General features: G+C 34.5%; 24 protein-coding genes. 7 read left to right on the top strand and 17 right to left on the bottom strand.

From position 1 onward, the window contains the following. Window positions 1–330: 330 nt before the first annotated feature. From LSO06_RS04880 to LSO06_RS04830, 11 genes are all read right to left on the bottom strand, one after another. Window positions 331–3534 carry a type ISP restriction/modification enzyme gene (locus tag LSO06_RS04880; protein ID WP_231760983.1) on the bottom strand — a complete coding sequence of 1068 codons (3204 nt, stop codon included), beginning with the start codon at window positions 3532–3534 and terminating at the stop codon, window positions 331–333. Window positions 3535–3843: 309 nt separating this feature from the next. Next, on the bottom strand, window positions 3844–4353 hold the full coding sequence (locus LSO06_RS04875) for a hypothetical protein (RefSeq protein ID WP_231760982.1): 510 nt from the start codon (window positions 4351–4353) through the stop codon (window positions 3844–3846). A gap of 2 nt (window positions 4354–4355) precedes the next feature. Next, the gene (locus LSO06_RS04870) at window positions 4356–5315 is read right to left on the bottom strand and encodes a hypothetical protein (protein WP_231760981.1); all 960 of its coding nucleotides are present in this window, start codon (window positions 5313–5315) and stop codon (window positions 4356–4358) included. A gap of 33 nt (window positions 5316–5348) precedes the next feature. Next, window positions 5349–6278 carry a hypothetical protein gene (locus LSO06_RS04865; protein WP_231760980.1) on the bottom strand — a complete coding sequence of 310 codons (930 nt, stop codon included), beginning with the start codon at window positions 6276–6278 and terminating at the stop codon, window positions 5349–5351. Beyond that, complete coding sequence (locus LSO06_RS04860; protein WP_231760979.1) at window positions 6271–7323, bottom strand: hypothetical protein; 1053 nt, start codon at window positions 7321–7323, stop codon at window positions 6271–6273. The genes LSO06_RS04865 and LSO06_RS04860 overlap by 8 nt, the downstream gene beginning before the upstream one ends. Further along, the gene (locus LSO06_RS04855; RefSeq protein WP_231760978.1) at window positions 7324–8469 is read right to left on the bottom strand and encodes a phage portal protein family protein; all 1146 of its coding nucleotides are present in this window, start codon (window positions 8467–8469) and stop codon (window positions 7324–7326) included. It lies immediately after the preceding gene. Next, window positions 8460–8693, bottom strand: coding sequence for a hypothetical protein (locus LSO06_RS04850; RefSeq protein ID WP_231760977.1), 234 nt, complete (start codon window positions 8691–8693; stop codon window positions 8460–8462). The genes LSO06_RS04855 and LSO06_RS04850 overlap by 10 nt, the downstream gene beginning before the upstream one ends. A 136-nt stretch (window positions 8694–8829) precedes the next feature. Then, window positions 8830–8979 carry a hypothetical protein gene (locus LSO06_RS04845; protein ID WP_231760976.1) on the bottom strand — a complete coding sequence of 50 codons (150 nt, stop codon included), beginning with the start codon at window positions 8977–8979 and terminating at the stop codon, window positions 8830–8832. A gap of 383 nt (window positions 8980–9362) precedes the next feature. Continuing rightward, window positions 9363–9506, bottom strand: coding sequence for a hypothetical protein (locus LSO06_RS04840; RefSeq protein ID WP_231760975.1), 144 nt, complete (start codon window positions 9504–9506; stop codon window positions 9363–9365). 136 nt (window positions 9507–9642) lie between these two features. Then, the gene (locus LSO06_RS04835; protein WP_231760974.1) at window positions 9643–10365 is read right to left on the bottom strand and encodes a hypothetical protein; all 723 of its coding nucleotides are present in this window, start codon (window positions 10363–10365) and stop codon (window positions 9643–9645) included. Window positions 10366–10727: 362 nt separating this feature from the next. Beyond that, window positions 10728–11645, bottom strand: coding sequence for a hypothetical protein (locus LSO06_RS04830; RefSeq protein WP_231760973.1), 918 nt, complete (start codon window positions 11643–11645; stop codon window positions 10728–10730). 567 nt (window positions 11646–12212) lie between these two features. Here LSO06_RS04830 and LSO06_RS04825 point away from each other — a divergent pair. Next, on the top strand, window positions 12213–12596 hold the full coding sequence (locus tag LSO06_RS04825; RefSeq protein ID WP_231760972.1) for a hypothetical protein: 384 nt from the start codon (window positions 12213–12215) through the stop codon (window positions 12594–12596). On the opposite strand, the gene LSO06_RS04820 is transcribed toward LSO06_RS04825, so the two are convergent. Then, entirely contained in the window at window positions 12593–13159 is a 567-nt protein-coding gene (locus LSO06_RS04820) for a hypothetical protein (RefSeq protein ID WP_231760971.1), read from the bottom strand. The genes LSO06_RS04825 and LSO06_RS04820 overlap by 4 nt on opposite strands. An 87-nt stretch (window positions 13160–13246) precedes the next feature. On the opposite strand from LSO06_RS04820, the gene LSO06_RS05795 reads away from it, so the two are divergent. After that, window positions 13247–13381 (top strand): hypothetical protein, encoded by a 135-nt coding sequence (locus LSO06_RS05795; protein WP_255673285.1) that lies wholly within the window; start codon window positions 13247–13249, stop codon window positions 13379–13381. A gap of 110 nt (window positions 13382–13491) precedes the next feature. Here LSO06_RS05795 and LSO06_RS04815 read toward each other — a convergent pair whose 3' ends face one another. Next, window positions 13492–13773 (bottom strand): hypothetical protein, encoded by a 282-nt coding sequence (locus LSO06_RS04815; RefSeq protein ID WP_231760970.1) that lies wholly within the window; start codon window positions 13771–13773, stop codon window positions 13492–13494. Continuing rightward, window positions 13724–14227, bottom strand: coding sequence for a hypothetical protein (locus tag LSO06_RS04810; protein WP_231760969.1), 504 nt, complete (start codon window positions 14225–14227; stop codon window positions 13724–13726). The genes LSO06_RS04815 and LSO06_RS04810 overlap by 50 nt, the downstream gene beginning before the upstream one ends. A gap of 307 nt (window positions 14228–14534) precedes the next feature. Between LSO06_RS04810 and LSO06_RS04805 the strand changes: the two genes are divergently transcribed. The 4 genes from LSO06_RS04805 to bdr (LSO06_RS04790) all read left to right on the top strand — a co-directional run bounded on the left by LSO06_RS04805 (window position 14535) and on the right by bdr (LSO06_RS04790) (window position 16146). Further along, window positions 14535–14765, top strand: coding sequence for a hypothetical protein (locus tag LSO06_RS04805; protein WP_231760968.1), 231 nt, complete (start codon window positions 14535–14537; stop codon window positions 14763–14765). Then, window positions 14740–14901: a hypothetical protein gene (locus LSO06_RS04800; RefSeq protein ID WP_231760967.1), complete on the top strand. Its 162-nt coding sequence runs from the start codon at window positions 14740–14742 to the stop codon at window positions 14899–14901. Before LSO06_RS04805 ends, LSO06_RS04800 begins: the two co-directional genes overlap by 26 nt. Before the next feature lie 301 nt (window positions 14902–15202). Continuing rightward, on the top strand, window positions 15203–15568 hold the full coding sequence (locus tag LSO06_RS04795) for a hypothetical protein (protein WP_231760966.1): 366 nt from the start codon (window positions 15203–15205) through the stop codon (window positions 15566–15568). A gap of 137 nt (window positions 15569–15705) precedes the next feature. Further along, complete coding sequence (bdr, locus tag LSO06_RS04790) at window positions 15706–16146, top strand: Bdr family repetitive protein (RefSeq protein ID WP_231760965.1); 441 nt, start codon at window positions 15706–15708, stop codon at window positions 16144–16146. 31 nt (window positions 16147–16177) lie between these two features. On the opposite strand, the gene LSO06_RS04785 is transcribed toward bdr (LSO06_RS04790), so the two are convergent. Continuing rightward, complete coding sequence (locus LSO06_RS04785; protein ID WP_231760932.1) at window positions 16178–16525, bottom strand: hypothetical protein; 348 nt, start codon at window positions 16523–16525, stop codon at window positions 16178–16180. A gap of 444 nt (window positions 16526–16969) precedes the next feature. Between LSO06_RS04785 and bdr (LSO06_RS04780) the strand changes: the two genes are divergently transcribed. Next, window positions 16970–17446 (top strand): Bdr family repetitive protein, encoded by a 477-nt coding sequence (gene bdr / locus LSO06_RS04780; protein WP_231760933.1) that lies wholly within the window; start codon window positions 16970–16972, stop codon window positions 17444–17446. A 48-nt stretch (window positions 17447–17494) separates the two neighbouring features. Here bdr (LSO06_RS04780) and LSO06_RS04775 read toward each other — a convergent pair whose 3' ends face one another. Beyond that, the gene (locus LSO06_RS04775; RefSeq protein WP_231760934.1) at window positions 17495–17677 is read right to left on the bottom strand and encodes a sporulation protein Cse60; all 183 of its coding nucleotides are present in this window, start codon (window positions 17675–17677) and stop codon (window positions 17495–17497) included. Then, window positions 17668–19257 carry a protelomerase family protein gene (locus LSO06_RS04770; protein WP_231760935.1) on the bottom strand — a complete coding sequence of 530 codons (1590 nt, stop codon included), beginning with the start codon at window positions 19255–19257 and terminating at the stop codon, window positions 17668–17670. The genes LSO06_RS04775 and LSO06_RS04770 overlap by 10 nt, the downstream gene beginning before the upstream one ends. Window positions 19258–20273: the final 1016 nt, after the last annotated feature.

Raw genomic sequence — 20273 nt, 5'->3', positions numbered from 1 at the left:
CAGCAAAGGGCATATCATTACTAATTATTAGGGTGTTTTGGTCGGCTTCTTTGGCTTATGAATTTGGTGTCCGGCATAACAGTGTCGATTTTGTTTTAGCTAATTAAAGCTAATTAAATTTAATATGAACTAAAAATCAATAATAAAGAATTTAGAGGATAGTAAAATTTTAATTAAAATATATTTAGATTATTAGAAACAAGTATAATGTATTGCATTAGGGCCTATTAAAACAAAGGTTAAATTAAAATGCCGAGAGTACCAATAAGCTTTTGAAAAATTATTATTCTGTCATGAAGTTAAAAGCTATAAAGTAGAATCTAAGCTTGATTAAAGATGATCTTTTCCGAATTCTTTGCACTTACCAATTATCAAGTCAACCTGCTTTTGAAGCTCAAGAGTGTGTTGTATTATCTTTACAACCCTTTCAAGGTGTTCAACCTCGCAAAGACTTAACTTCCTACCCTTTCTACACTTAAGATAGCTCTTAAGTACTTGGTAACTGCCAATAGTAAATTCATAGACCTCCTCAGGCACATTAATAAATTTATTACTCTTGTTATAGAAAAGCTCCTCAGTTTCCTTGTAGTAATGGATTTTCTCTATGGTTGTGTCACTGTTTCCACTTGAAGTATGAATTCCAATATTTTTATCAAGCTCGTTATGTTCTCTTAGTAAATGTAAATTAACAAGTTTTCTGCCCAAACGACTAAGTTTTTCAAATAGAGCAAGGTCATCTACAAAAATGATTTTTGGGAAGTCAATCTTTAAAAACTCAATAAATCTTGTTCGGTAGACATCAGAGTTAAGGATAGCATAAATATAACCTAATATTTCTTGTGCATCAAATCTTTTACAATACTTAGTATTAATATAATCTCTAAAATCTATCTTAAAGTTTTCTTTTATTGAGTTTTTTAAAGGTATTTGTACTTCTTTTGAGTCTTTTAAAGACTTCTGTTCTTCTGTAAGAAATAATGGAAACAAGTAGCTTGCGCTGACTTTATTTGAGAGCAAACCCTTTACCGAAATACTGGACGCAACAAAAGAATGATTAAAATTGCTACTTGACAGACTTCTAGTGGACAACAATCCTATATTATGCTCAATGTTTAACATATGCTTCATTATTTCATATCCGGGACTAGCTATAATACCTTTGTGTTTGGAATAATAGATATATCTATTATCAAATGGCCTACAGGTTATCTTACGCACGTATTCTATATTAATGTTTGTGGATCTTAAGAATTTTTGTACTGTTGACACCTTCCAATCTCTAGAATCCTTAATTAAACCATATTCTCTTCTTGCATCTTCTTCACTAAGACACGCAAACTTACTAAGTTTAGACAAGAGTTCTTCTTGCTCAAAATCAATTGCGATCCTATCTTTAGCAGTCATTATTCCAACATTGAACTTATTAAATATTTCTTTTAAAGAAAATCCTTTGTTGTAAATATTTCCATTGGCGTTATTCTTTTTAGCAAAGAAATGATAAGGTGGTTTGATAGAAAGTTCTTCAAAATTAATACTAGAGATATCATTACCATTTAGAAATTCATATTTATGCAATCTGGTCCCTTTAATACTTTTGTAGTAGACTCTAGCAAGATCATTTTTTTTAGCTACATCTTGGTGTTTGATAAAAATACTGATTGCAATACCCGTTTGAATATCAAATACATTCTCATCCACACTCCCATCGTCTGCCTTTTCCTTCTTTCTTGAGTTCCCATGTAAATTGATAATGTAAACCTCATCAAAAGTTTTAAGTAGATGGAGTCTCATGCCCCTGAAAGTAATATTGTCTAGAAATCCGTTATTGGTTACAATCCCCAGTAAACCTTTGTTAGAGTTTTCAATATTGTGCTCTGCAAATCTAATAAATTTTACATAGTCGTCATTTAGTGCAATTATTGCTCGTTCGCCCAGGTCTTTTTTATAATCTCTCATCAACCCTAGGATATGGGCATTATTATTCTTAGAGCCAGCATTATAGGGTGGGTTCCCAAGAATTACCAAAATTGGCTTATTCTTAATCTCGTTGGCTAATTTATTTTCTTTACTAATTGCGGGTAAAAATGCCTTAAAATTTTCCTGAATTGCTGGTGCTGTTAAATCAAGAGTATTAGTCAAGAAGATTTGCAACCTTAATCCCTCATTTTCAACACTTCCAAGTTCAAAATTATAAACTTCCTTTAAATACTGCGATAACTTCAAATGAGCAACCGCATATGGAGCCATTAAGCATTCAAATCCGTATATGTTTTGTAATATGTGATCTTTAATATACTGCTCTTGTTTGCCAGTTTGGGGAGGAATTTCGCTTAATATACATTTGACAACCTCAAGCAAAAAAGTTCCAGTACCAGTAGCAAAATCTAATACTGTTGCTTCCTCTCTGTTTGCAAACCCATTTTCTAAGTTGAGTTCTGATTTTAAAATATTATTTAAGCTGTCTATGATAAAATTAACAATAGGATGGGGGGTGTAGTAAACCCCTTTATTTTTTCTTAACTCCTTATCATACTTAATTAAAAAGTCTTCATAAAAATAGAGATATGGATCCTTTCCTCCTTTATCCTTCATTAAAGACTCAGCTTTAGTAAAGGAGAATTGTTTAGAAATTGCCTTTGTATCAATATTATTTATAATATTGATTAATTCTTCTAAGATCCACTTTATATCAATGTATTCTTTGTTAACCGCAATATCGTATATCAGGCGCAGTATATCTTGAATTAATCCAAAATTACTAGGTATTAAATTCCCGATATTATAAAAATCTATACTTGTGTCACTTCTATTATTAAGCTTTGCAAGGAAAAGTCCGTACGTAATTGTTTGAGCAATGGAATCTGAAAACTCATTAACTTTAAGTGCTCCATTATATATGCTTTCATTAAGAAGGTCATATGTTGATGTTAAAGTATTTTTATTTTTTAATTTTAAATTGAAATCCAAATTGGACTCAATTAAATCCTTTAAAATTCTTGTCCTCTCTGCAAGCAGGCTAGCTAGTTTTTCAATACTTACAATCTTTTCAATTGGATACCCAAAAAAGCTCCTTATAATGCTTAACACCTTGCTAGCTTTGGTGTGCTCAATTTTTAATCTTTTATTTTCTATATCAATCCTATTTAAAAGAGCTTCTCGAGCGCAGACATTTTTGCTTCTTATCCAAATAAATTCAATATAATTTGTTAGTAAAATATTATTTGAAAGTTGGCTATACTTCCTTATTTGATCGCTTTTTAAGGTGTCATCTAAATCTTGCCCTATCTTTTTAACTTCAATATAGCCCGTTATGTTCCCTCCGCTTCTAACCATGAAGTCTGGCGAACCCATGCCCCCTTTATCCCTTTGTGGTTCATGCTGAATTTCAACAGTGGAACTACCACAAATACTATTCAGTAAACTTTGCAAGTATAATCTATCTGTGTACTCTGTTTTTTCTTTTAAATTGACTTTCTCTATATTTACCACGTATTCTTGGAAATATTTTAAATATCTGCTATTCATCATATCCATTATAGTATGAAAGCATTTCCTTTGTTTGTCGCTCTTTGCTTTTCAAAGCATATTTAAAGGGACTAGTTGCTAGTATAGAGAAGTGGACTTACTAGTAAGTCTTTGTTCAGCGAAGAGCAGTACAACATTATAACTAAAGAAGAACAAGTTACAAGGCTATATGATTCAAATAATTTATATAGCCTTGCTAGGAAGGAAGGCGCTAGACCATATGAGATAAGATGTGCCTCTAAAGCCTGCTGTGGTGGAAATCTTTCTATTATCTAGTGAGACATCAAACCCCTCCACTATGCGGCCATTAAGTGTGATTTAATCCTTAAAGTCTGTTTTTTCAAATAAAAACAGGCTACCAACGGCTCCAATAGGTTCTTGATGCGGTCTATTAAACTCGGATACAGAGTTGTCTTTAATAAATCCAACTGCCAAATAATCGCGATACTGCTCCTCATGTGTTTTTAAATAAGAATAAGGATCAAAGACTCCTCCACTAAACTCATATGAGATAAGATGTGCCTCTAAAGCCTGCTCATTATTTGTTTTTCTTACAAAAACTAAATGCACATACTCAGTCCCCTCATATACACTGGCAACCTTAACTGAAACAGCGTCCTTTAGGTTTATTAAGCTACCAGAGGGTGTAAACCCTATACCACTAGATAGCGTAACTTTCTTATCAGAGGTATCATATACTAGACTAAACCCTTCTATTACTCGTCCATAAACCTTGCAAAGATTAAACTTAGCAAAATGCCTATCAAAATCATTCCTAATTTTATTTAAATCCTCTGCTTTAACTGGTAAATGCTTGCTAAAACTCATCTCTAGTATTCCCTCCTAACCGGAAGACATGTGACATAATCGGGGAATATATCTAAGGTCTTGGGACTTGGGTTTGTATACTTACCCGTTGTAGTATGTGTGTGTTCACCAGCATAAGTGCTACTGGCTTCTGGATTAAGATTAAAATAGGCAGATGCGGTCTTATCAGTATATCGATATCGGCTGGAAAGAATACCTCGGTCATTACTATATTTATGTTTATGCCCACCATCTTTACTTGTCAATGTTTGCTTAGTTTTAAGAGAAGGGATATTAGCTTTACCTAACACCCAACCCCAAACACCTGCCTCCTCACCAGCATTCCTACTATCAAGCCTTATAAGGCGGTCTTTATAATCATCCTCGCAAACTACGCAACCCTTAAGAGTAACGTAGTTTATAAAAGACCCCCAATATGGAAATACTGTACCCACGGGATAGTAAGGCTCGTTCTCCTCTCTATTCAGCTGGTAGCACGTATTTTCATACATACATCCTAGTAGGAGGCAATCTTTATCTAGGATCTCTGGATCATTATCTAGGGTATAGTAAGGATCAAAAAATGATGATCTCTTGCTCATGCTTTTCTCTTTAAGTGAAATACGAGGCTCAAGTCTGCCCTCAATCCTATGACCCTTAGTAAACTCCTTATCCGACTCATCTTTTATTAAGATCTCATTGCTAGTAGTAAGCTTGCCAGCTTTTAGGAAAATAAAGGCAGACCTTGACTGGCGCAAGCTTAAGTCAATACCCTCATCCCTCCTAAGCTGTACGTAATATCCAGTGCTTGTAAACCCACACCCTGCTCTGATTTCAAGGGCATCAAATTCGTACCTCAGCTGGAGCCCTTCTATAACCTTTCCATACTTTGATCTCTTGCTTGCAACCAATGCATCTTTGAAATATTCTTGATAATCATTAAAATCTTGACTTGAAGGTGTGGCCCCACTGGTAAACTTCATGTCTATAACCCTTAAACCTCAATTAACCTTAACTTAAGAAGATGGATATTTCTTAGGCAGCGTCTGAGCATTAGCTAGTTTGAAAACTGAAACTAAATTAGGATTTTCTACCTTAAGTTGTCCGATAAGGCTAAACTGTGCATAAAGCATTCCATTAATTCCACCTCTTTCTTGATAGTACCTTCTTGCAAACTGTCCTTCATGAAATCTTGCCCCTTCATAACTGCCACTATATACAAAGTTACGAAGCCCAACATCTTTTGAATACACTGCTCTATCTCTTGTGTAATTTAATAGATATACATACCCATCGTAAATAGCATCACTAGGTAACTGAAAAATAAACGGCTCTATTCCCAAAGCTGCCTTAAGAAGGGCCGTCTCATCAAATTCAGGTATCTTGTAGCGCTCTATTCTCTTCTGAATGTCTTTATCAGCAGCAATAAGGTCATACGCGGTCTTATCAGTCATTGCTATCCTGTTAGGACTCAAGTCCATCTTTGCCCTAGCTTCTTTAAGTTTGCTAATAAAATCATCTGTTGCCTTAACCTCAATAGGAGTTGATTTTGTGTGCAACTCATTCATACCCTCAAGAAGATAACCGCGATACACCACTTTAGCCAAGTTTTGCATGACCAATTTCTCAGCTTTCTTTATCACCTCCTCATCCCTATAATCAACATCACCAAAAGGCCCCTTTAGGCTGTATGCATTAAGTAAAAAGGTACTTATTTTATCCTTAAGTTGCTTAGGATCTGATAAGAAGGAATCAAGCTTACTACTCTCCTGCTTCTCATCCATAGCATAAAAAGCAAGTGTGCCTCCCTTTTGAGTAACAGGAGTTTTTAAAAAAAGTCCTTCTACTACGTCAAGATAAGGATTATCAAAATACTTATCTGCAATCAATCGCTCCCTATAAAGTGGGTTATTAAAATTAATACTAAAATTATTCTTCCTAGACATTCTCTTTTATCTCCTCTTCTATTCTGATGTTGTCTCCATATTTTTGAGCAAAATCATTCTCAGCTTCTGTGAAGCTCTCGATTATATTTTTTATTTGATGCAACTTAATGTTTGCAACAAGATCTTTGTAAGAAGTAATATAATTGGTTACTATATCCCTCTTTGACTCCCTATTGGAAAGCTTACTGAAATTTTGGTTAAAAGTTTCCATACGACTAGTTAGCTTATCAAGATAAGCCAATTTGTCTAGAGCTATCTCCTTGCCTTGACTAGTATCATTACTAGTCTCATTTTTTATTGCTAACTTATCTTTAAGAGATTCTATGATGCTAGTTAAAGCCTCACTTATCTTATCTCCTATCCGATTTGCAATCCGAGCGCAATATTTATTCTCAATCTCTTCTGCAGTCTCTAGGCTTTCCTCCTCTGCAGTTTCTAGACTTTCTTCTGCTGAAGTCTCTTTATCCATAAATCCTCCTTCTGTCTTTATGTTTGTCCTTAAATTTAAAAATTTTTTAAGTCTTGAATGAAATATGATATTAACCCTATCTTGGCTAAGAAATACCCCTTCTTTTAAATAGCTGTCGCTGGGCATGAATTTTCTCTTAAGTCGCTTAACTAAATTCTTCTCAGATACTCTAGCTATATCTACTGCTGGAATGTCACTACCCAGTATGGCCATACCACCTAGGAAACGATTATCAGTACCCTGATTAAGCTTGCATTCCTGCTGTTCCTTAACATAGAACTCCCCACTGCAACCCCTTAAAGCCCCAGCCTCAATTAAATTACACAGCTCCTCGTCAATACTACCTGAGAAATATAGAATATCTCCCCTACGCACTACTTTATCAATCCAACCATTAGCTCGCTGTGCCTCAGCACCCCTACTGAGGAAATCACTGTGACCAATAAAGATCGGAATATCTCTCTTCTCTTTTTTAAAATTTGTAATAATATGCTCCAAGGTATCACTTGTAACCTCAAAATCACCGTTAAACACGCCTGTGGTTAAAAATGGAACTTCCTCTAACCTTGCTATCAATTAAACCTCCTTTTCATATATAAAAATATCCTCATCGCCAAGTCCATATACTTTCTTAAAGTAATCCTGCTTAAACTTAATGCCGAACTCTTTTTTAAGTTCTATGTCCCTTGCAAGTCTTGCCTTCTGGTCAAATCTTTCTATGTATCTAAACTCAGGATAGAACTCCTGCTCACCAAAATTAAGATCAACTACTTTCTTAATAAGCAAGCAAATACCTTCCTGAACAAAACGCCTATCAGCTGCAGCATAATCCTGCCGCACCTCTTGGTGCGTCTTGGATATCGCATAACTTCCAGTTGTACCACTTTGTGTAGTTAATGTCTGACCAAGTATTAATTTAGATATTTGCATGTCAGCATATTCCTTAGCACTCAGAAACGCATTATTTGTTGCATCTTTACTTAAGAATTCCTTAACATCAATCTGATAGCTATCTGGGTGCAGCACAGTATAGCAATTATCAGCTGAGGATACTTTATGCAAAATGTCATTATCCTGCTCCTCTGTAGTCTCGCCTGTCTTGCTCTTAATAGTAACCATCGATCCTGTTAGGAGTTCTATAAAGCATTGGTGATAATAATTTGCTACTTCCTTGCGCTCGTATTCACCCCATACAGTATAGAAAAGAGGAAAACCACTAGCCCCATGTTCAATGCCATTTACAAGAAGTAAATGCTTAAAGTAGCCAAGATCATTTGTACCAGTAGTGCTTGCGGTAAAGAAAACCTTATCATCTTCAATCTTAATATGTTCATTTAAAATGAAATCTATGTTTTCTACCATAAGAAATATGCCATCACCATGCTCTTCAATACCCCATGTAAGCTCAAGGCATGCAAATCCAAAGGCTATCGCGTTCATGCACAGCTTTGCTATCTCAAACATAGAAAACTTCTCAAATTGTTTCTTTACAAACTCATATATCTCACGCTCACATCCATTTGATATGATCTCGTAATCTAGCGAGAGTGCTGTAAGTCTTGTGTTCCATAAACTTGCAACCTGACTATCAAGGAATACAAGATTTCTTAACTTGTCAAACGGTATGAAGTGATATGTATCATTTACATACGTTGATAGATTCTTCTTAAGTTTCTTGCTTCCCTTTATTCTAAGCTCACGTTCTCCTTTGCTTACTTCCATACTGCCCCCTCAAGTAAATCTGTATAGTTCTCAAGCAGCCATATGTAGAGTAGGGCCTTGCGTAAATTCTCCTCCTCGCTAGTCCCATAGTCGTAGTAAAACTTAACGGGGCGTGTTTTTCTAACCTTAATATCAAGTGTTGCTGTTGTGGTACAACTAGTAAGAGTTAGGATTGCAAAAACACAACTCATTATTAAATATCCTATTAACCATTTAGTATTCATTTACGCTTATTAAACTCCCTAATAAACTCTTTTAATGTTTTATCGTAATGCTTGCGTGCAAGAGCATCGCTCTTTTCTTTTCTTATAATATTGGCCTGCCCCTTCCTTAAAGCCTTAGTAAGGCGTAGTAATTTAGTTAGACTGTAAAAACATATCTTAAAACATCTACTTTCCCAATGAGTCCGTTCCCATTCTTACTCAGATCAGGATTAAACCCTAAATATGTGCGTATGTAGGATGCCTGCTCAGCAAAATTCTTAATGCACTTTCTTTCTCTATACTCCAACTTTGATATGGCACTCTTGATAAAAAACACTATCTTGGAAAATTAATGCTACTGCTAAAGTAAGATTGACAGTTGCATTATACCATAAAATAATCTTCTTGTCAAGCTATTTGTTTCACCTTCTCTTCTTTTTTTCTTTGCTTCATATTCCCTTTTCTCTATGTAAGTGCCCTTTAAGGATAAAGGCACTTCATAAGGAAAAGCCCGAAGAGGCTTAAAAAAGATATAAAACATGAAATAAGCATTTGTTTAAGGATATTAAATTTCCAATCTTTTCTTAGGATAATAGCTTCATACTCTTCTCGTATACGCTTAAAGTATTTAAGCACAGCATGTCTTTTATCCTATCTCTTATTCTAGAGGTTAGCTTACTAATATAACCATCAGAGTATTCTATTAGATTTAATATTTTGTAAAAATGCTTTTGCACGCTCATTGCGCTTAAGCTTGTATGTCTTCTCATTAATGATATTTTCATGCAAGTCATTAGTACTTATATTTTCTTTTCTAGTATTTCTTCTAGGCATAGTAAGGCTTCCGTGTTAAATATGTTTTACGAGAGCTAGAATTGATATTGTAGGATTGCAGTTTAAATAAGAGATAAGATACTGAAAAAAAACCACTCTAAAGAACAATAGAGTGGTTTCTTCTTTATTATTTTTTCTAATTCTTTTTAGAAATGTCAATCCTTGTTTGATTATATGCAGATATGCTTTGAACTAAATTGTACTTTTCTATAAGAAGAGTATTGTAAAATGTTCTTAAAGCTTCGATTCTTGAATTAATAGACGAAGCATCGCTTATGCTCTCTGGTAAATCATTTTTTGTGTTACTTAATTCGGCTTTTATTTTTTCATCTATTTCTGTAATACTTGATGCTTGAGTTATGCCTTTCAGGTCTGCTATAACACTGAGTGAGTCCGCTAGATCGTGGGCAGCCTTGCGAAGTTTATTTGCAGCCTTAACCTTTTCTACATTGGTAATGCTAGTGCTCTTTGCTGTTTTTACATTTTGTATTATTTTTTTGCTTAATTCAGCTACTTTTTTGTCCGCTAAGTCAAGAGAAAATTTAGCTGTTGGAGTATTGCTTACATCTTGATAATCACTTGTGTTATCAGATACAGTTGGCTTTTCTTGAGTAGGGGTAACAGTTGGTACTGATGTATGAGATGGACTATGTGTATTTGTTTGAGGTGTTTCGGGTTTAGAATTTTCTTCCTTGTCAGATATTGGTGTCCTAGGTGGTTCTGGAATAATTGAGGGTTTATTATCATGTGTATTTGTTTGCGGTGTTTCATGGGTAAGGTTTTCTACCTGGTCAAGTAGCGCCTGTTGACCACACGATAGTACTAATATAAATAGCAAAAATAAAATCATTCTAATCATTTAATCCTCCTAATTTAGAATCATTATAATATAATTATGCTTTTATAACTATTCCTAAACGTCTGAATTTTTAAAGGGCATATTTTATCTTGGAGTTGATAAACTTATTAGTGGATATTGTTGATGTTTGTATTTCTATTTATAAAGTGTTTAATATCCATTTAAGCTTCTTGTGCTCTAGGTTTGAAATTACTTTTTAATATTTCAATAAAAGAAAAGCGATACAAGAATAAAGGTGTCAGAACAAGAAGACTTGAGTGTATGTGCACGGCTATGGGGTCAGAATTTTTTTGTTCTAAATGAGACAGCAAAAAGGAACCCCAAAGGTTCCTTTAGATTCTTTATCTCTTAATAATCGGATTTTAGTTTTTAAATTGTTTATATATTCCCTCTAATTCAGCAAAATCCTTTTCTACTTGTTCCATTCTGGAATTAAGTTTGTCTTTGTATTCCATTACTTTTTTAAGCATATCTTCTGCACTCTCCATTGACTTCTTTGCACTTGAATAGTAAGACCATATGAATGGATGATCACTAGCTATTTCTCTTAAAACATTTTCAGCTCCCAGAAATGCGCCACTAAAGCTATTCTTAGCGTGCATCAATGCAAGGGATGCGGCATTATATTCTACCTGTTCTACCGCAGTCCTACCGGTTTTAACTTTCTTAATTGCGCCGTCTAAAATAGGTAATCTTTGTCTATTAAAGGGAACATTGCCATTTTTTCTTGCACTCTCTAAATAAAAATAAGCTGCGTCAATCGTACCTTTCATTCCGTCAAGCTTTGTTTTTATTTCGCCTAGTTCTCTAGATATCTGAGCAACCTCTTCTAACCGAGACTCAGCTTGCTTTTTAATATCCTCAGATTCTTTAATTTCATTTGTGTGTTGGTTAACTACAGCATTTATTTGTTTTTCCTTCAGTCCACTATCATCTAAATTTTTTACAACAACTTCATCTTTAGGATCATTTACACTCTGTTCTATCTCTTTGCCTTCACTGATGCCTCCTCTATTACCTGCTCTTTCTTTTTGTACACCTTCACCAGCATCATTTAAACTTCCAGCCCCATGCCCACTTCTACCACTATCTTGCATACCATTTTTAATATCATCCTTTCTACCATCTGAAGATTTAACACTCACTTCATTACTTTCTGGAGATCTGTCTTTGCCCTTCAAAGAATCTTCCACTTTATCTAGTATTTCATCATACAGCTTGCATGAGACAATGCCACTTATTAAACCAATCAACATTAACACTTTAATCATTAACTTCATTTTCCTCTACCTCTAATATAACAATATATATCATATTATATCATTTATCTATTTTTAATAAGTACAAATTTAAACTAGATATACTTTAGCTTGCTTCGTCTATGATTGTTGTTTTTGGAGATCTGACTGTCGTGTTGTTTAGAAAATGTTTAGAAGATATTCTGTGTGCTGTTAAAAATAATATAATCATAGACAATGTTTATAATGTGTAATAGACGGGTTTCTTTCTTAGTATTAACTTCCAGATTCAGTAGTTTTGGGTCTTTAAAAGACAAATTGAAACAGTGCTGTTATGTTATACTAACAGTAGGCAGCTATGCGCGAATATTTAAGCACTTGAGCTTAAATATAAGGAGGTATAGTATGAACCCTAATACGATTCTATTGGCTTTCGCTTTAATAGCAACGGTTCCAGCTTCTTCGTTTGCCAATTGTGATAATTGCTGGTTTTATTCTTGTCCTACTATCATAATCAATAAATGAACAATGTTTGAGAAGCCTGTTTCCTTGGGAGGCAGGCTCCATATTACTTCTAGAAGCTATAATGGGAAAGATAAAGGAGATTGTATGAGATCCCTAGTAGACTATTTTTTAATAGTATCTCTGGCTATGCAAGTTTGTGCTTGCAGAAGGATTAGTATAACAGAAGACTGTTCTACCTGTTTGTATAATTGTAGCTGCAACACCCCTACAACATCCAGCGAAGATATAAACGGGAAAGAATTGCAAAATATAAGGAAAGAAACAGAGAATTTTGTTAGAAAAATAAAGGAAGAAGTTGATCAGATAAAGCAGAAAACAGAAAAATTTGTTCAGGGGATAGAAAAAGATATAGATCATGAAAATGGAACAAATGAAATAATCGTAAAAACTAATTGTCCTAGGTGTATTTGGGGTTGCAACTGTGTGAAAAAAATATATATGAGGAGAAAACACAAAAGCGCGGATTAATTAAATAATTTTATTATTAAACTGTTTGAACATGGTGCCTTTTGTGCCTCCTGTTGCGCGATGCTCTCCTGCTCTGCAGCCCGCTTGGTCTGGTACTCCTGCTGCACACTAGCTAATCGCTTTTGAAACTCCTCTCCTGATATTTGTCCCTTACTTTGTGTTTGCTTTAAGAATTCGATTTCCTTACTGTACTGCTCATCAAGTTTTGAAAGCTTTTCCTTTCTCATGTTAATCTCAAGTGTGAATGCATCTTCTATACGCATGAGCTCGACTTCACTTTGTTTAGCAAGCCGATCTAATTCCTCATCACGCCTCTTTTCAATCTCAGCAATGGCCTTTGCTTCTATTCCCTTAAAGATACCCACCGTAAAATCAAAAATAGCTACGGCCAGCTGACCCCACACACCAAGGTTTGATACAATATCTTTTGAATCCTGTACTGTAGATGCGATAAATGCATCAGCACCCCGAGCAGTGTTTTGTGCGAAGGCCTTGCCTAAATCTTGTGTTAAAATCTTACTTACAGAGCCCGCAAGCCCAGCAAGTAATGCCATTAATGCCATTATAGAAGAGAACCAATCTTGGCTAGCCTTGCGGCAGCGTTTGTGATTGCTTCTTGAGAAAAAAGCGTTTCCTGGCCGAAAGCCCGCATGTCCTCAGCTAATGCCTTACCAAAGTCTCTGCTTCCAAGCATGCCTGAGAAGGTTTCAATCTCTTTGTTAAAAGAGCCAACAGCGGCAAGTTATGCACTAAACCCACCAGCAATTGCGTCTCCAATGCCTTGAAGCACCTTTAAAGCAGTGCCAGTGGGCCCATGCTTGTTACAACCTGCTCAAGTGATTCACCAGCCTTATTAGCAAAGCCCTTAACATCAACGAGGTTTTTTCCCATGCTTTTAAATGAAGCCCACGCCTGCGGTCTTCTGTCCAACACCAGCGACACCATCAGCTACTTTCTTCTTCGCGTCGGTTGTCTGTTTAGCTTGCTTAATCATAGCTTCTTGTGCAGCCTTAACTGACTTGGCTGCATTTCCAACACCACTAAGATTCTTCTCAAGTTCGGCAATATTGTCAAACCGTTGGCTTGCCATCTCTTGCGGTGCTGCAGCCATAGCGTCCAGTTTTTCTTCATTCTGTGTTGCTATTGATAAGGGGATTATTATGTCTTCTAATGTCATCTTCGTTCTCTTTACTTTGCATCTGAAGACTTTCGGAGTTGAATTTGAAACTCAGGTTGTCTTGTTTCAACGCTAGGCTTTGCATTTGATACTCTAGGTCGCTATATTCATCCCTTAGGTTGTCAATTTCAACCTTTAGGGCTTCATGCTTCAGTTTTGGGTCTATAAGTTGAGTATGTAGTCTTATAAGTTGAATATTTAGGTTTGAAATTTGAATATCTAGGTTTGAAATTTGTTTATTTAGGTTTTCTTGTTGTAAGGTGAGGTTTTCATTTTTCAACCCTAGTTTTTCATGGGTCAACCTTAGAATTTCACGTTGCAACTTTAGGTTTCTAAGTAGCACCTTGAGGTTTTCATTTTTCAACTCTAGTTTTTCATGGGCCACCTTTAGTTTTTCATTTTTCAACTCTAGTTTTTCATTTTGAAACATTAAGTTTTTCATCCAATTTATCATTTAAATCCTCACTTTTTAGTCGTTAAGTTAACAGTAAGTATTATTGAATACTGCCTTTATACATATTAAACTAAACGTCAAAAAACAAGAACCTTCTATTTAATCATAAGATAAGTGATCAAAGAATGCCTTAATCGTAAATAGTTGGCAAGTATATAGCCTTTAGTGGGTACACGAGTTCTCAAGATTAGGCTATGATCTATAATAAGGAACAAGGGGTTTTTATGAGTTTGGGGAGGCTTCTTTGCTGTAAGAAGCGTGCTATGTTGGCTATAATAGGCCATAGAGAGTATATGAGGAGTTATGTATGGGGAATTTAGTTGAACGAATAAGTAAATTATTTTTCTCTAGTAAAGAAGAAGATCGGGGAACTGATAATTTTTGCATGCCTTTGGATAAAGAAAAAGAGGTTTCAGTTGTTAAGAAAAAGAAGGAGCGGCCTCCTTTAAACCTTACTGATGAGGAGCGGGAATTAATGACTCATAAGGTTGCTCTTAAGAATAAAGAAGAGGATGAAGCGATACAGAGAGCGGCATAAGGATAAGATTAAAGCTTATAGAGAAAAGCATAAGGAAAAGATGAGGGAGTATCGAGAGAAGAATAGAAAAAAGGTGTTAGCAAGGACAAAAGAGCACTATTACAAGGATATTGAAGGCATTAGAGAGTTATTATAGAAAAAATAGAGGGGCTATAATAGAGCAAAGCAGGGCTTATTATAGGGAGCATGCCGAAGATAGGTAGCTAAAGCTAACCATAGGTATTATTACGCAAACCAAGAAGAGTTGAGGCGTAAGAGAAGGGAGAAGTATGCAAGGCAAAAGTTGGCAGCACAACAGGTGTAAGTTTTGCCTACTTTAGCTTTAATATCTTAAATTCATATAACGGATTTATTGTTTATTCAAGCGAGCTTTATTGTTGCTTTATTTAGTATTTACTATTGTTATAATAGTAGTGCCCACTATTATTTTTCATAAGATGTTGTATTTACTCAATGAATATAGAATGCAGAAGCAAACGGGTAGTGTAACTGTTATTTCTATTGTACAAAGCAGGGTTGTAGGTGTAATGTTTGTTGTTGCGTTTATAACTCAGATGATAATAATTGAATCAATTGAGGTTAAGAATTTGGCTTTGTATCATGACCACAAGACTAAAAAGTTGGAGTATGAGAAGTTTATTGATAAGAAAAATGATGAGAACAAGAAATTAGAAGTACAAATAAAAACTTATTTAGCAAAAGTTAAGGAACTTGATATTAAACATCATGAAACTATTAAAGAGAGCAGTGAAGTAAATAATATGTATGGTATCCATGCATTAGGCTGTTACTGCACCTGTTAGAGGAACAGCTAGTAAGAATATTAATATTGATACTTACCCTGATAAAGCTATTGAGGATTTATTTAAAGATTAACTAGAGGCTATTATGTTAGAATTAGACTAGAATGAGATAGGTTGAGGAGCAAGGGGGTGTGTATATGAGTAATCTTGCGTATGATCGCTTACCAGAGTATGAGGAAGTAAAGCAGGTATTTCTTGATAAGGGGTTTCCAGAAGCAGTAGTTCAGTATGTTCTGCTTCGAAACTCTAATTATAACTATGAGAGTTTGCAAACTAGAATGACTGTGCTTGAGAAACAAATGGTAACTCTTAGTAAAGATATTAAGGAAGGTACAGACAAGCTTGGTGCTAGGATAGATAAGCTTGATACTAAGATAGAATCGGTTAGGAGTGAGCTTAGGGGTGATATAGGTAAGCTAGATAGTAAGATAGAGTCAGTAAGGAGTGAGCTTAGGGGTGATATAGAAAAGCTTAGGGCAGATATCAAGAGTGATATTAAGGCAGCGATATACCCTATTTATTGGATATTAGGAGTAGGAGTACCAGCTGCGGTAGTGTTGCTTTCATATTTTAAATAGGAGTGTAGATAAGTATTAAAGGGATTAGTGTTCACTTTATTCTATGCTCTTTTCCTGTTTTTTTATATGTTTTAGTTGTGCAGTTACAGCCCCAAATACATTTAGGACAGTTGTTCTTAATAACCAATTCTTCTAAGCTATCGTCATTTATGTTTTTATCTATTTCTTGAACTAATTCTTCTGCTTTCTTATTGGTTTTTTCCTCTATTTTTTTATTGTGCGTTCTATTTATTTCTTTGGGACTATTTTTGGGTTTAGCGTTTACACAATAGCAATTGTACTTACATGTAGAACAATCTTCTGTGTTACCAAATTTCTTGCAGGCACAAATTTGCACAACTAGAAATGAGATTAAAAGATATTTTAATAGGGGCTGCATATACCCTCCTTTGTTATAACTTTAAAAAGGAAAACAACCACACCCCTAAGAGGGATATGGTTTACACGGTTGTGATATATATTTGTTTAGTATCCTTGTTAGTTGATACAAATGCAAAAAAATAGGCAACTGTCGCAACTACCAGCGAATGAATAAACCGAAACAGACGCCATTAAGATGACGGATAAAAGAATTGATTTAATACTCACGGTACACCCCCTATCTTTGCTTCATATTCTTAAATAAGGCGGCATAATTAACTTAGTTAATACTATAACACATTACTGTGTTAATAGATATAGGGTTATGTTTATAACTAACTCCTTAAAGGTTATACTTTATGGCTAGACTTAATCTTATGTTGGTATGCTGAAAAGATTAACTAGAGGTAGTATGTTAAAATTAGATTAGAATTAGATTAGGTTGAGATCAAGGGGTGTGTGTATGAGTAATCTTGCATATGATCGCTTACCAGAGTATGAGGAAGTAAAGCAGGTATTTCTTGATAAGGGATTTCCAGAAGCAGTAGTTCAGTATGTTCTACTTCGAAATTCTAATTATAACTATGAGAGTTTGCAAACTAGGATGACTGTGCTTGAGAAGCAAATGGTAACTCTTAGTAAAGATGTTAAGGAAGGCACAAGCAAACTAGAGACAAAGATAGAATCGGTTAGGAGTGAGCTTAAGGGTGATATAGGTAAGCTAGATGACAAAATAGAATCGGTTAGGAGTGAGCTTAGGGGTGATATAGGCAAGCTAGAGGATAAGATAGGTAAGCTTGAGGACAAGATAGAGACAGTAAGGAGCGAGCTTAGAGCAGATATCAAAAGTGATATTAAGGCAGCGATAAGCCCTATTTATTGGATACTAGGAGTAGGAGTACCAGCAGCGGTAATGTTGCTTTCATATTTTAAAAAATAAGAATGAGGGGTATGGGAGCACAAATGCTTTTTATAAAGGTATTTTTGTTTATTTGTAAATAATTAAAGCGTAGTGCAGCTCGTTAGCATAAGACTCGCTTGAATAAGTAGAGATTGCATACTTGATATTAATTACTTGCTTCCCATCATGCTCAAGGTCTTTTATTATCTGGTTAATAGCGTATTCTAAATCTTGTGAAGTATTAAACCCCCCAGTAGCCATTACTCGCATAACTGAACCGTAAAGGCTTGACGCATAGATTTAATCTTGTGCTTAATAAGAACAATTTCCTTAGTAAGAAGTTTAAATAATGTCTTGTAACGTGATTGAGTTAATGTAGGGAACTTATCTTTTATAGTAATGTAATCAAATACGTCAATAAGAACAGCTTTGGTGCTGAGTAAACCCTTGCCTAGAATAAAGGATAAAATAGCAAAGTTCTCATCAATAGTCTCTTTGCTTTTAAAAGGAAGCATCGTGTTAAGCCTAGCAGCTTCATCAGGAATGAGAGTATTCTTAATAAAGTCTTTATCAATAGATGTCTTCTTAATGCCGGCAATCTTAACCTCACCTTTTTTATCAATACCAGTAAAGTGATCAAAGAATTCCTTAATCATCCCTCCATTAGATTTAACACTGTACCCATTCTGAGCAAGTATTTTTCTAAATTCATATTTAAGCTCCTTTATATTAAAGAGCTTACCACTGGTATTAAAGAAGTCAATAGCTATGATCATAGACTCTTTAAATGAATCGAAGGTCCTAGCACGCATGATCTTGCGTTTATCAGATATTCTAGGATTAAGAGAAGGTGTATAGAGCCAGTTTAGCATCCTTTTACTTATTTCTAGTTTTCTATTTTGCCTAATATAGGCAACCTTGAGATGTAAGTCAGTAAGTACAGTAGCCCTTGTGAGTTTAAAATCCCTATAACTTTGTGCAGCCGACTCATCATCAACATGCCCTAGTATTTCAGCAACCCTTGGAAGTATTTCCTTACCACCTGAGGCATCATTAAAGTAGCCTTCACGTTTTAAGATAAGAGTTGTGTAAATGGCTCGCAAGTCAGAAGTAGTAAATTTGGAGTCAAATAGCTTAATAAGTACTTGCTTGAGTAGATTGCTAAGCTCAGTATCGCTAAACTCATTATCTTCCCATCTTTGTCTTAAGTCTTTATAAAGTGCAGTACTTGTAAGGGTATTGTATGCATCAAGAAATAGGGATTTAGGAACAGTTAAAGGTATGGGATAGGGAGTGCTAAATCGCGCTAGATCTCCAGTCTTAAGCTGCCCTTGGAATAAAACACCATCTTCATCCTTACCTATGTCACTAAATGAACCAACAATAATCTCCATCCGCCTCCTACCTGAGGCAAGCAGTAGTCCTGTGTAGAGAAATTCAAATCTATGCGAGAGTAGAAGCTCTTTAGTAAGAGTTAAGATTTCAGTTTTATTAAAAGATTTCTTATATATACTGCGTTCTTTAGTTTTACTAATCGTGTCTTGTGCAAGTTGGTTATATTCGTCTCTTGAGAGCTTAAAGTAGTTAAGCATTGGGTGCTCTGGATTAAGAGCTTTAAATGTTTTTCTTATCTTTGTAATAGTGACTTTAACATAATGAGGAGAGTATGTAGAGTTACCTTTAAGAATGTTTAAAAATGCTTTTGCTCGTCCATTAAGTCTAAGTTTATAAGTTTTAGCATCAATAATACCATTAGCTAGATATGCATCAAGAGAGCGCACTTCCTTAATGAGATTTGTAGTAAAATTATTAAGATTAGAAATTTTATCCTCACTAGTAGTTTCAGCCATTATAAGCTCCCTCTTAAATTGACGATCTAGTTATAAGATCTACTAGGCAGTAATGAATACTCCTAGGAAGCATAATACTTACGCTTAATACTAGATTTATTATAATACTACACCATTAACATGTCAATATATTTACTACTTTTAGGGTAATTATAATAATCTTTTTGTTAAGGATAAAACAACTAAAGAATTGAGGGGATAAGTAGACCAAATACATATATTAAATATAAATATAGAAAGATAAAAAGAGTAAGAGAGGTGTTAAGAGTAAGGACATATTCTATATAGCAATAAAGTTACACAATACAATAAAACAATATACTTTCCAATTATATAATATAATTGGAAAGTATATTGTTTTATTGTATTGTGTAACTTTATATAGATATATGTCCTTACTCTTAACACCTCTCTTACTCTTTTTATCTTTCTATATTTATATTTAATATATGTATTTGGTACTATCCCTCAATTCTTTAGTTGTTTTATCCTTAACAAAAGATTATTATAATTACCTAAAAGTAGTAAATATATTGACATGTTAATGGTGTAGTATTATAATAAATCTAGTATTAAGCATAAATTATGCTTCTATTCATTACTGCCTAGTAGATCTTATAACTAGATCGTCAATTTAGAGGAATAATAATGAAACTACTAGTGAGGATAAAATTTCTAATCTTAATAATTTTACTACAAATCTCATTAAAGTGCGCTCTCTTGATGCATATCTAGCTAATGTATTATTGATGCTAAAACTATAAACTTAGACTTAATGGACGAGCAAAAGCATTTTTAAACATTCTTAAAAATCTACATACTCCTCATTATGTTAAAGTCACTATTACAAAGATAAGAAAAACATTTAAGCTCTTAATCAAACACAATCTTAACTACTTTAAGCTCTCAGAAACGTATAACCAACGCACAAGATACGATTAGTAAAACTAAAGAACGCAGTATATATAGAAATCTTTAATAAAACTGAAATCTTAACTCTTACTAAAACTTCTACT

Source organism: Borrelia sp. RT5S, assembly GCF_021165755.1.
Classification (GTDB): domain Bacteria; phylum Spirochaetota; class Spirochaetia; order Borreliales; family Borreliaceae; genus Borrelia.
Note: the sequence above shows the minus strand (reverse complement) of the source record. Positions and strands in the feature narration are given on the sequence as shown.